The organism is Legionella moravica DSM 19234, from assembly GCF_000423305.1.
Lineage (GTDB): Bacteria > Pseudomonadota > Gammaproteobacteria > Legionellales > Legionellaceae > Legionella > Legionella moravica.
Map to the genome: position 1 here is coordinate 162416 of NZ_AUHS01000011.1, position 13169 is coordinate 175584.

Sequence of the window (13169 nt, forward strand, 5' to 3'; positions counted from 1 at the left end):
TGCTGGAAAATTGCAGTGACGCAGAATGCATGAGGTGCAAGTTAGCCAACGGTTATCTGCCCGGCGTAATGTGGCATGGACTAGTGAGAGCGTCGCCTGAGATTCCTTTTCCTCCTATGGTTTCTATATCTGTAAGCTCGCTCCTTCCTCTAAGGAGAGCCGATTGGTCTCATCTAGTAGCGTTTTTAGATTATCCCTTGCCGTAGCGTAAGATGCTGGAAGCAATTCTGCTGCCGTGTTCATGGTCTCATAAGCTTTAGGGATATCGCCCTGTGCCTTGAATGCAATTGACAAGTAATAATATGTGTGAGCAAAGTCTTTATTTAAGCTAGCCGCTTTTAACAAGACTGGAATAGCTTCCTGATGACGTCCAAGATTTACCAGCATTACTCCCTTGCAATTTTGTGCATTAAAATATTCCGGATCAATCGTGGTAGCCTGGTTAAACGCTTTGAATGATAATTCTTGGTAGCTGGCAATGCTGGGTAGGCTGGCGTAACACTGGCCGATATACCACCATGCTGCCTTGTCATTTGTATTCAGCGTCACCACGGCCTGGAACGATTTTAGCGCATTGTTAAAGTCTCGGGGTGTTTGATTGTAAAAAGCCATCCCCTCTGATATGAGTTCATTGCAGATATTGCTTGCACTCACTAAATCTTTTTGAGCTAAATCAAAGGCGTTAAAAGACTCATACTCTTTTGCTCTGGAGCGATAAGCTGCTGCTAACAATCGACGTTTTTCTGATCTATCAGCCGCTTCGAGTGCTTCGATTGCTGTGGTTAATGTCCTGGTATCTGAAGAGCTGAATAGCCCAAGTTGAACGACAGGAGATGTCTGTATTTTTTTTTGAGGTTGAACAGTAACACTAATGATCGCTGTCTTGAATGCAATTGCTAACGATCTTGGATCTCTATTGCTGGGGTCTACTTCACAAGGTTTGCATGCATTTGGCATGCTAAAATGAATATCCATATCATCATTTAGTTCTGCAGGAATATCTATAATTATCTGTTGTTCCGGTCTGGACGTATTATATTCATAGATTTTAGTTTCTAAACCTTTTCCTGAGATAATCAATTTTTGAGTAATTTTATTGGAAATAAGCGCAGTTGTGTGAAATATAATGTGACTAATTGTATTATTTTCCATGGATATTGGTATCGTTAAAACTGCTTCATTACCATCTGTCCAGCGATGAGTTTTTTCTGCACCTGAAAATCCTTTTGTTAATTTGAAAGGTAAAGACTCATTTACCCCCATGTTAACAACAGTTATTTTCCTGGGTGAAAATGTACTGGAACTTGATGAAACAATAGACGGTGGAGACGAACTCGAACCAACTGAGAAGTCAAAAGAACAGTGTCCAGTTTCTAGCAGACGTCGTAGTGAAGCACTTAATAATATCTGCAATATTTTACTGATACTTTCGTTTGGGTTAACATCCATGATTTTTAGTACTTGATCGACTGCCTGGTATTTTGAGTCTGTAGTTTGTCTTATGATCTCCAGTGAGGCTTGATCGTTTTCTTTATGCAGGGCATCGTAAAATTCTGCCCAGGTCTTTTGAAATTGTTCCATATACAGTTCTTTATACTGCTTCAGCAAGACAGACCAATCGACCTTAATATTATGTATTTGACTCATCAGCAAAGTGTCGATGGTTTCTTGAAGCGGTTCAAACCCCTTTAATAACGTGTTCAAATGAACTGTTGGTTCTGAAAGAGGACGTTGCAGCGCTGATTCACAGGTTTGCGTTAATGATTTTAAAAGGGACTCATTTTGTAAGGCATGATAAAGTCTTTGATTACGTGTAAAGAAACCTTCGAGCTTTTCAAAATAAATGGCTTCTTTTTGACATAATACATAACGTTGATCTGACTCAGTTTTAATAAACGATGCACGAATACTATTTAAAGTCGATAATTTCTCATCAGCATTCAATTGCTCCCATGCGGCAATCCGTTCTGAGTACTCACCAGGATTTGCGGTTGCCCACCTTCTCAGAAATATAATATAATCATCCTGTTCGCATAAAATCATTTGGCAATCACCAGGCTGACCTTGTCGCCCTGCTCGCCCATCGCCCTGACCTTCAACTCTTGGATTTTTTGGGTAAAATCCAAAGATGAAACGTAAACCACCCGCCAACTTACTGTTCAGTGCAAGAATAATGTCTGTACCGCGCCCCGCTGCATTTGTGGCAATGGTAATGGTTCCAGGCTCGCCAGCCTGACCAATTAAATAGTCCTCATCTTCGCGTTGGGTCAGATTAATTAACTGGGGAGTGATTCCTGTATTGACAAAAAATGTATTTAATTTTACTGATTCAGCAATGGTTTTAACGAGAACGAGCATTGGTCGGCCTTCACTTCTCATTGCTCTTGCATGTTCCAGGATGCGATCGTATTGCTCGTCCGGTGTTTTTGCAAAATAAGCCGGTAATTTCTTTCGCATGCTGGGGTAGTGGGGTGGTACATCAAAACTTCCCACGTTATAAATTCGTTGAATTTCTTCACGTTCAACAATCTGTCCCATGGTTCCTGTCAGGCCTATGATGCGGCGGAATTGGGTGAAATACGTTGGGTGAGACAAAGAGGCTACGCTTAATGATTCAGGTGTTATCTTAAGTCCGTGCTTTGCCTGTAAAAATTGATGCAAACCATTTTGCCAGTGACATCCTTCGTTTAATCGACCGGTGTTATTAAAATCAACGATAACAATATCAGGTCCTGTTGATAACTCCTTAACCAGATAATCGCGGTCAATATGTTTAGTAAATAAAGCTTCGCGGGCGCTTCTTAACCACCGGCTGAGTTGCCTATCGTTTATTTGTTGAAGTTGTTCCAGATATGCCGGGCTCAGGGTTGATTGCATAAAGTTCTTTAACTCAGCTACCGGCGCACTGCTGGACGAGTTATTAGCAAAGGATAAAATAGGCTGATATATCCAACTCCTGTCTTCTGTTCCGGGTATGGCTAATATGGCAGAGTTAAGTGCGGCATCTAAAAATAAATTATCCACTTCATCGATTATCGCAGTGTACTTTCCATCGTTTAATCCCAGGCAATAAAGACTGTTTCGCAGCATCGCAAACTCAAAGTCTGTGTTGGTTCCATAAATAATATTCGCTTTAAATTGTTCTACTTTAGGAGACTCGGTGCAAATATTCGTACTCTTAAAGCCCAAACTGTTGAAAAAAGGCTGGTATTTTTCCTGGTCACGAATCGCTAAATAAGATGTTGGGGTGATTACATAGACTGCTGGATCAAAACAGGCAAAATAGGCTGCAAGCATCGCAATGATGGTTGATTTTCCTTCGCCGGTATTAATTTGGGCAATACGGCCTTTTAACAAATGTTCAGGTGTATTGAGCAAAGCCATGAAAGCGAGCATTTGCGTGTCGTGCGGGAAAATGTTGTAATGACGACGAATTAATTCAGCAATAATTGCGATTAATCGACGATGATGTTCAATTTCTTTTCTTTCATTCCAGATTTCCGCAGATTGCAATGCTTTTTCTTTTAAATCAGTACTTGAACGTTTTTGCAAAAAGGCGAACCAGGGATTGATGGCTATGTATTCCGCCTTCAAGTGTGTCAATTCTTCACGAGACAATGGAAATTCAATGAAGCTATTCTCTCCAAAGCGGACAATTGTTTCATGAATGTCTCGACTTGGGTATTTTTCAGCGAGATAAGTGGCTTGTTTTTCTTCTAACCGTTGCACCAGCAAGGTCAGGTTCGGCATGCTTTGCTTGACCAGGTTCGTGAGTCCGCTCGTTTCTTGCAAATCGATGAGCAATTGACAGGCGGCAATATAATGTTCAAGCCTTCTTGATTCAGGGGTAACCCGTTTGGAAAAAAGCATGAAAAAAAGCTGTGTACCAACGTTATCTTTAAGATACTTCCCTAACGTAAGTAATTTTGCCAAGTCGCTGGTGTTGCAGTGCTCATGCAAACAATCAAATGCGATTTTCATCAACATCAAACGGTTTGTGTTGTTGAGCTCTGAGCTATCCACGTGCCGACAAAAAGCATCCCATGCGGATTGATGCTGACTAAACAGTGTAGCGACACAGGTCGAAGACTCCAGTTTGAACTTCGAATAATCTACCAGGCCTAATACAGGCTTATCTGGACATGCTGCTGGCGTGATCATGCAACCCCCTCGTTAGATGACGCAATAAACTGGCATCGGCGTGAGCGTCTAGCGATTTAAAGAGTCCCAATTGACATAAACTTGCTGTATTGGCAGTGCGTTGTAGCTGTCGTTCAAAGTCAGTCATTTTTTCATAGAGCAGCGTATGATTCTCCGTACTTAATTGTTCAACCGCAACAGGTTGTAAGCTTTGATCACCCGCCATGACAATGCGGCAAGCAATTTGAAGATGGCCATTTAGTAAGGCTGTTTGTGCTGCGGTCAGATCGGTTGCATCTTTGATTGAATAGTCTGCTTGATACTTTAGAAGTGTGATGACTGCCCCGAGTTTTCCTTCCTTGGCTGCCAGGATAAGCGCTGTTGTTCCGCCATCATTTTTTTGATCCACATCAGCACCTGCTTCAAGCAGGGCTTCGATGATACGTACATGGCCAAACCTCGCAGCAACATGAAGGGGGGCATCACCAAATCGATTTTTTAGATTTAAGGGGATGTCGTCATCTTGAAGCAATAATTCAATAGCTTCTCCAGAGTTGTTTCTTGCGGCACTATGCAACACACTGTTACCGGACTCATCCAGGGTCGTTAATGTGCGGCCATTTAAAATCATTTCGCTAACGACTTCAGGGTGATCTACCATGACACCTGCATGGAGAATTTTACCTGCACGTTCTGGTTGATGATAGAGTGACATGTTTTGCACGAAACGGAGCATCTCAGGGTCTTGACTAATCACCGCATATTCACACAGCCCATTCCCGACGGCATCCGTCGCATACATGTCCGCACCAAACTGTAATAATGTTACTACTGCATCCAGTTGTGCTTTTAATGCTGCGTAATGCAGGGCTGTTCGTTTTAGTGATCGTTGTGATCTTTTTTCGGATGAGGGGCACTCGACTTGATCTAACCCAAATCCTCGTTGCGCCAAATATTTAATGACGTGAACATGTCCGTGCAAGGCCGCCAAATGCAAGGCATTTCGTCCCAGAAAATCAACTTGATTTAAGACATTGCTATCAGAGCAAAGCGCACTGACGACAGACAACATGCCTTGTTGAGCCGCATATAATAAGGGCGTCATTCCCTCTTGCGAAGCGTGATGACGCTGTCTGAGTAGTGGCAATATATGCAAAGCAACTGCTTCTGATTTTCCGAGAATGGCATAGTGCAAACTGTTTAATTGCTTATGATCGCGACGGTCAGGTTGCGCACCTCTGGCAATGAGTAATTGCGCGATAGGTACATTTCCTTGCAAAGCGGCCAGCATCAACGGCGTTTGTCCTTTTGCGTTGAGACAATCAACAACAGAGGTTCGAGAAAGCAGCTGTTTAGTCAGCTCATAATTATCTGAAGCTACCGCCTGGTGAAGCGCATTATAATTGGGACTCTCATGTGCTTGAGTCAAACGGCAAAGAGAATCGCATTGATCAAAAAATTGGTTAAACCGTTTTATTAAAGCCAGCTCAGCACAATTTTTTCCTGAAATAACTTTATCTTGTACTAATGCAGCAATGCACTCGGGAAAAACCTTGGCGAACAGGGTTAATCGGTAGCAAGCCTCTTCATCGTTGCTTGATGCGAGAATTGATAATAAGGGATTACGACGTCCGGTAAAACAGCTTGGATCCATGCCTTTCGATTTGAGAAAGGCTAACAGTCTGTCTGGTTTCCATGGAAGATCCGTATCGGGCGTGAGCTCATCATCTTGAGAATCAAATAGTTCTGCATAGTCGTAGGAGTTTTCTAGCGTTAGTCGCAAAACTTCATTGAGATTTTTTATCTCACCAAACTGTGATCCGGGTTGAGATAATAAAGCAATTGCGTCATCAAATTCCTGATCATTTAATAAAGAAATTAATTCCTGCCTTCGTTCTCCTTGAATGCGATCATCCAATACAGATTCTGCCGTGATGTTGGCTGAAATTTTTTGCTGTAGCGCTGTTTTAGGCAAGCGTTTCTCATATTTAACTAATAATTTCTTTAAATTTGAATCAAGTCTAATGCTATTCATGCTCCAAAGGTCAGCCGGCCATTCTGCCGGTTGACTTAGTCTGAGTAATTTCTTGAACGATTGCGCATCATTATTGGCAAAAGCCAAGTGAAATGCCGTTTGTTGTTTTGCGTTTTGAATCAGGAAATCAGCACCGGATTTAACAACCAGTTCTATAATTTGTGTGTTACCGGTGGCAGCTGCTAAATGCAGTGGCGTATTCCCCAGATGATCTATCACGCAGCGCATATCACCCTGTTTTTTTATAATGGCATCGACTGCCGTGACATGCCCATTTGTGATGGCAATTTTGAGAAGCTCTGCAGCAATGATTTCCTCTTTACTTAATTTATCTAATAAAAAACGCAGACAACGTACACTGCCAGCTTGTGCGGCAAGCTTGGCAAGAGGCGCACTATTTCCAGAAAACTGCTCTCTTAAATAACCAATCTCATCGGCCATCACCGCATACCCAAGCAAATCAGGTGAATTATTGACAGCGATGAATGAGCATCCCTGATCCAACAAATAATAAACAATCTCAAAATGACCGTATTGGGCGGCAATATGAATTAAAGAATGACCATGTATAGGTTTATCCAAGGGAATCGAATGGCTCTCGATTAAATTTGCGAATCGATGAAATTCACCATTACGAACCAAATAATATAAATAAGAGTTGCCGTGCACGTCTTCGATTAATGGATTTTCTCCACGTGCAATCAAGCAATCTGACACCGCAACCTGCCCGTATTGAATGGCTAGTAGTGATGCAGATTGGCCTAGTTTATTGGTGGTATTAAGGTCGATTACTTGTGCCAGGCGCTCAGCCACTTGTGACTGACCGGCTTTTAAAGCCAACATAAGCGGTGTGTCACCATCGCTTGTTTTCGTATTAGGCACTCCCAGACTAAGTAAATAATTAACCACTTCCAGGTGTCCGGCTTCCGACGCAAGATGTAGTGCGTTTTTTTGCGACTCCAAAACTGATTTAATGGAAACGCCACGCGCAACCATTGCTTGCATCATGGCTAATTCTCCTAACGCTGCTGCAGTATGCCAAGCAGTGTAACCGTCGGATTGTCGAGGGATGTCTAGCGCACTCCCTCCGACAATCAGTAAGAGTACAACGTCGCGCATTTGATTTTCGATAGCAACATGCAATGCGGTGAGACCACTATCAAGCTTTTGATTGAGATTTAGCTCTCGGCCATTTTTTATTAAGGCAATTGCTATGTCAGAAAAATTATTCTGAATGGCGAGCATCAGGGGAAATAAGCCATTAGGTAAAAGATGATTTACGTTGGCACCAGAGGCTAATAAAGTATCAACGCTGTTCCTGCATCCATACTCAATGGCTGTTATAATAGGGGTGGCGTGGCGTTGATTGGTTGCTTCAAGAAGGGTAGGGTCTTTTTGGAGCAGGTATTTTACCACATCGGCCTGATTGTCTTGGGCTGCAGCATGTATTGGTAGATGGCCAAAGAGATCACGTTTATACAATTGTTCTGGGTGCGTTTCAATGACTAGTCTGGTTTGATCTGCGTTTAAAAAGCTTGCGATGTAATGAATTAATGAGGCACCGCTTTGATCCACTACGTCACTCAGCCCTGCATTGGTGATTGCTAACGATTCCCCAGTATTCATTACTCGGCTAAATACATCACACAGTGATGATTGCTCATCGCTTAAGAGATCTTCTGCAGTAGATTTTTCAATGACGCCAATGCGCAGTGCAGTATAGGCTCGACCATCGACAGTGAATTCGGCCATATCTTTTAATGATTCACCAAATGCATGGACAAGTGCGTCGCAAAATTGTGCACTTTTAGCTAATACTCTGGTTGATATATTAGGAAGCGAGACGCCACAACCGCCAATAATTTTAAATTTATCCCCGGTTTTTTTATCGAGTGCCTCTCCGGTGAAGCCGATAACCGAGTAGGTGTATGTTTTAGCAATGGGAAAATTCATTAACTTTTCATGAGTCATCCAGTTTGCAACCATATGTTGCAATAAGGAAAGATGTCGACTCAGTCGGCTGATTTCACCTGTCATGATTTGTTTTAAGTAGGCTTCAGCCTCTTGTTTGCATAGTTCATTTAAAATCGTTTTTGAGCTAACTCTTTTATTACACTCTTCAATTGCTTGATCGTTTTTAGTTTTAAAATGTTGATTCAGCTTGGCAATGCAAGGGGCGAGATCGCCAGCGACGTCTGCCAGTCGTACTGATATGATTTGTTCAATCAGTCCCTGGTTTTCATCGTTGAAAAACTCACGAATAAATGCATTAATGCTGGCCGGGAGTTCTGCATTGATGTTCGCTATATCTTGTTGAAGCGTAGCAATGAGTTGATTGTTTTTGGAAATGAACTCATTGTTTTGCGCTATTTTATTGCTTATTTCTTGTACAATGGCATTAAGTCGTGCAATTTCCTGATCCCTACTCGCCCGGTTTTGGCTAATTATGGCCTGATTTAGCGAGATAAGCCTGGGCGGAATAGATGCATACCATGTATCAAACTCCTGGCTAACTTGTGCAATGCTGTTATTTACCTGCACAATCAGACCGTTATTTTTGACGTTAGCTTCATGGATTGCTGCAATTGCGTTTCCAGCTTCATTTATTGTTGTTTGTCGTTTGGCGATGTGTTGGGCTGCTTCATTTTTAGTGTCTGCAATATTTTTCAGAATAAGAATGATGTGATTTTTTTCTTTTTCATTTTCTTTAATAATATATTCAATTTGCTTTGGAAGCTCTTCATTAATTGAGTTTTCAATTTGTAGAAATTTATTGCGCACGAATTCAATGAACTTTATTTTTTCTCCCGTTTCTTTATTTACCGTCACCATCATGTTATTCGTGAGAATGTCAAAGATTTCAGTTTGTGCAAGCGCAGGGTTTGCATTCCAGCGGGCTAACAGTGTTTCAGTATGCGCTTCAAGTTTCCCAATGCTTGCCTGAATGCGGGCAGGTAAGGGGAGGGGAGCCAGAGATGTACGTTCCTCTTGCGCTAACATCAGTGTGGATTTTTTTACGGTATCAGCGATGTTGAACTGAGCCGATTGAAGTTGCTGAGTTAGCAATTGGGTGGCCAATTGGCTATAGTTCTTCAATTCACTTTGATTTAATTCAAGCATTGCTTCGCTGGTACCTGCAGCTAATAAATGGTTTTTTACTATCGCTTCGATGGTGCTTTTTATTTCATTAACCAATCGTGGTGGTAATGTCATGCGCTGACGTGGCGTATTAAAACAGGCAAACAATAACTCATCGAGTGCTGATTCTGAGCCTAAGTTAGCTTGTATGGCCTGTAACACTTGTTTAAAACGAAGGTCGATAGGTTTAGTTTCAAAATAACGTACAGGAATGGGGGGAAATGCTTTCGGGACACTAACCTGCATGGTTGATGTAAGAGGAAGCAAATCGGGTTGTTTACCCATTTTATCGAGGGTGGCATAAAAATAACTAAAGGTATTCATGACACCGAGTAAACGAAAGAAGTCCTGACAGAAGGGGAGCTTCGGCATTTTTTCTTTAATTTCTTCGGCGAATAATTCGTAACAATCGCGTGTATGTTGATAATCTGATGGATAATGTCCGTGTTCTTGCAGGTAGGACTCAACATAGTTTTTATAATCGGGCATTAAATCAATGCTGTACTCAATCCGAAAATTCGAGTGAGGTACCAGGATATTTTCATGACGTTCAATAGCCTCCTGGTACGCAATAATACGAAATGAAGTCATGAACGGTTGCTTGTAAGGTGAGTTCTCGCTACTATGCGATTCGTTTATCCCGTTGCGGTTCATGAGTTCACGCAAAGAGATGTAAGGCAAGCCATCAGCATTTGTTTCACAGTATTTTTTTAGGTCAATGATCTTTTGTCTTAAAAAAGATTCATCACATTGCCTTATTTCATGCCAGAGTTTTAGGAATTCTTCATCATAAATCCCTCCATTTAAAAAACCTTTCATCCAATAATCAAGCAGGGCAATAATCTGACCAACCAGCGTGTTTTGCAAAGCTGGGTGGATGACGGGATATAAATAGCCAAAATTATTAAAATGTAAACTGAAAAACGGTGAGGTTTTGTGAGTAAAATATGCTTCTTTTAATTCTTGCTGAATTTGGTAAACCATTTCTTTCGAAAAGGGAAACTGATCGGATTCAAAACAAAAAATATAATTATCCGCTTCCGCCTGCGCATCGCTGTCTATGAGATCCGTGATTGTTGCCACTTCTCCAGCAACCCCGCCGATTTCACGAGCAAAAGCCTTTACATCGGAAAGTTTTGAACTTGGATTAAAAAGATTATAGCTGCTAATGAGGTTAGTGCTGGAAGCGAGGGAGCGAAACTCCGATCGGGATAAGTTATAACCCAATCCCAGATTCATATGGGCTCGCAGATATGCAGAATCCATGCTGGGTTTAAGCCGACTCATTTCACCTCGAATCGCATCTTTTACCGTACGCTCAACCTGATAGCTATTAAAAGAAGGGCTGTTGTTAGATGATGATGAGAAGGAGCTTGAAGCATGAAAAGAGTTAGTACCTGAAAGGCCAATGAATCGAGAGTTATATGTATTAGCAGACTGATAGCGTGATCGGTTTATAAAAAAATCGACGGCGGCATCACAGCCTCGTTGCCCAAGATCACCCCAGGCTTTTGCACTTTTTGATATGGCGGGTTGTGAGAGCATCAAGGCATAAGGATTCGCGCCTGTCATTGCACCTATTGCTAAGGAGCCAAGCGTATTTAAGCCTGCATCAATGGTGCCACCCGCAACACCACACCAGTAATACTGCTTTTCCCCTTTAACGTGAGTATCTACTGTTTTAATGCCTTTACTTATTTTTTTTGCAGTTTTAAATATTTTTGACTTTGAAAATAAGTTAAGCCCGAGACTGTCCCATTGATTTTCGAGACTTTCTCTGACTTTATCGATATCTTCTTGTGACAAATTGGTAGTATTGCTATTTTTAGGCATAAAAATCTCGGAAATAATGACTTAGGCATTGATAGGGAGCGCAATTACCATGAATAATTTTTGTGCATTTTAGTTAATAACAAGAGATGTATCAATACCGTAATTCTACTGTATTGTGCGATACTTTCATGTTGCTTATAATGGTGGCGTGCGCAAAAAATGATCTTTATTTTGGAGGAAATATGTCGAATTTTTTTGATAGCTCGCAGTTCAATGAAGATGAAAACGCCTTGATAGCCAAAGGCATAAAACTAGAACTAGTTGTTGCACTTCATGAAGCCGTCAATGCTTCAATAGCAGAACTTGGTAATAATCTACCAAAGTTAACCACTCGGGTGAAAGGGAGCATAAAAGTGATCCTTGAGCTTTTTGATAATCAACATGTTGATGATTATAATGCTATTTGCAAGGAATTAATTACAAAAGTATTTATGGAAGGGCATTGGTATAGTTTAAACGAAGCAGAAAAATGCAAATCAGTTGGCGTGACGGTTTTAAATATTTTTGATAATGCCGAAGAGCTGATCGAAGTACCAAGTTTGACTATGGGGTTATAATATTGGCACAACTGATAACGTAACAGGAGAAAATCCGAATTTTGGTATTAGTCCAAAATCGAGCCCATCGAGTCAGACTCAATTGATAATAGAAATAAAAGCCAAACTGCAATATAAAAACAAGATGGAACTGGATATCAAGCTTGCTGATTAACTACGTAAATGAAAAGGGAATCACAATCATATCATTTAATAAACCAATTGGAATTAAATAAAAAAATTAAAGGTCAGTCATATGACACGTTATTTCATGTTATTGGGGGTGCTGTTAATTTGGGGAGTTACTATAGTAACTCATGCTGAACCTCAATGGTTAAAATTACCAGTAACACCAAGTTTGCCCAAAGCAGAACATAGCGGTTATGCTTCAATTAATGGTGTCCAAATTTGGTATGCCACCTATGGTCATGGACAACCAGTAATCTTGCTTCATGGCGGTCTTGGTAATTCAAGCTACTGGGGAAATCAGGTACCGATACTGGCTCAGCATTATAGAGTCATTGTGATGGATAGCAGGGGGCATGGAAGAAGCACAAGGAATGAGCAATCTTTTAGTTATGACTTAATGACCTCAGACGTACTCGGTCTATTGGATTTCTTAAAAATTAAGAAAGTTGCAATTATTGGTTGGAGTGATGGTGCAATTATAGGGCTACTTATTGCGATACATCATCCAAGTCGGTTGACGAAACTTTTTGCTTATGCTGCTAATTCTAATCCTTCTGGTATCAAAGCAGATATTTTTAAAAGTTCAGTATTTAAAAATTATGTTGCTCGAACAAAGAATGAGTATAAAGCATTATCATCTACTCCAAAAGATTATAAAATTCTCTTCGTTCAACTCAGTAAAATGTCAGCCTCTCAGCCACATTTTACAAAAGCACAACTCAAGGCTATTACAATTCCGGTTTGGATTGTAGATGGCGATCATGATGAGGTAGTTAAACGCGAGAACACTGAGTTTATGGCAGCGCAAATCCCTGATTCTGGTTTTCTGTTGCAGCCTTTGGTCAGTCATTTTTCTTTTTTACAAGACCCGAAACAATTTAATAACGATGTTTTAAATTTTCTTGAAAAAAATCAAAATTGATGGAAAGGATAGTGGGAAAGCTCAATATCTAAGTAGTAATTACTATTTTTGAAAGTAAGCGGTTAATTAACCCCATCTTTTAAATCAAAAGCTAATTTCAGATACTTGCTGCCATTGAATAACGCAGGAGTATTTAAATGAAAGTATCATCAAACGCCTATAAACAAGGCTTCTGGAAAGAACATTCAGAATCGTGGAAAGCAAGCGGGTTAACGCAGCAGGCTTATTGTGAACAAGAAGGAGTCAGCTACCGCAGCTTTGTTTATCAGCACAATCGGTTAGCGAGTCAATCAAAAAAAGCGTCGTTAAAGTTTATTGAAGCGAAACCAGGGTCAGTAGCTATTAATAATCAAGCAGCAGGATTGCAATTGATGCT

At 40.9% G+C, this 13169-nt stretch carries 5 protein-coding genes; 3 read left to right on the top strand and 2 right to left on the bottom strand.

The window, feature by feature from the left end; genetic code table 11:
* Positions 1-123 precede the first annotated feature (123 nt).
* The gene (locus tag G543_RS0103245; protein ID WP_028383253.1) at positions 124-4161 is read right to left on the bottom strand and encodes a preprotein translocase subunit SecA; all 4038 of its coding nucleotides are present in this window, start codon (positions 4159-4161) and stop codon (positions 124-126) included.
* On the bottom strand, positions 4133-11146 hold the full coding sequence (locus G543_RS0103250) for an ankyrin repeat domain-containing protein (RefSeq protein ID WP_028383254.1): 7014 nt from the start codon (positions 11144-11146) through the stop codon (positions 4133-4135). The genes G543_RS0103245 and G543_RS0103250 overlap by 29 nt, the downstream gene beginning before the upstream one ends.
* Positions 11147-11328: 182 nt before the next feature.
* Here G543_RS0103250 and G543_RS0103255 point away from each other — a divergent pair, with 182 nt between their 5' ends.
* The 3 genes from G543_RS0103255 to tnpA all read left to right on the top strand — a co-directional run.
* Positions 11329-11703: a hypothetical protein gene (locus G543_RS0103255; protein WP_115343456.1), complete on the top strand. Its 375-nt coding sequence runs from the start codon at positions 11329-11331 to the stop codon at positions 11701-11703.
* Positions 11704-11938: 235 nt separating this feature from the next.
* A complete protein-coding gene (locus G543_RS0103260; RefSeq protein WP_028383256.1) occupies positions 11939-12793 on the top strand; it encodes an alpha/beta fold hydrolase in 855 nt (284 codons plus the stop codon).
* A 137-nt stretch (positions 12794-12930) separates the two neighbouring features.
* Positions 12931-13169: IS66 family insertion sequence element accessory protein TnpA (gene tnpA / locus G543_RS16970; protein WP_035921298.1), on the top strand; the 239-nt coding region annotated here is incomplete at its 3' end.

Excerpts from the sequence above, each read along its gene's own strand:
- G543_RS0103260 (WP_028383256.1), top strand. The coding sequence starts at position 11,939 with ATGACACGTTATTTCATGTTATTGGGGGTGCTGTTAATTTGGGGAGTT.
- G543_RS0103255 (WP_115343456.1), top strand. The coding sequence starts at position 11,329 with ATGTCGAATTTTTTTGATAGCTCGCAGTTCAATGAAGATGAAAACGCC.
- G543_RS0103245 (WP_028383253.1), bottom strand. The coding sequence starts at position 4,161 with ATGATCACGCCAGCAGCATGTCCAGATAAGCCTGTATTAGGCCTGGTA.
- G543_RS0103250 (WP_028383254.1), bottom strand. The coding sequence starts at position 11,146 with ATGCCTAAAAATAGCAATACTACCAATTTGTCACAAGAAGATATCGAT.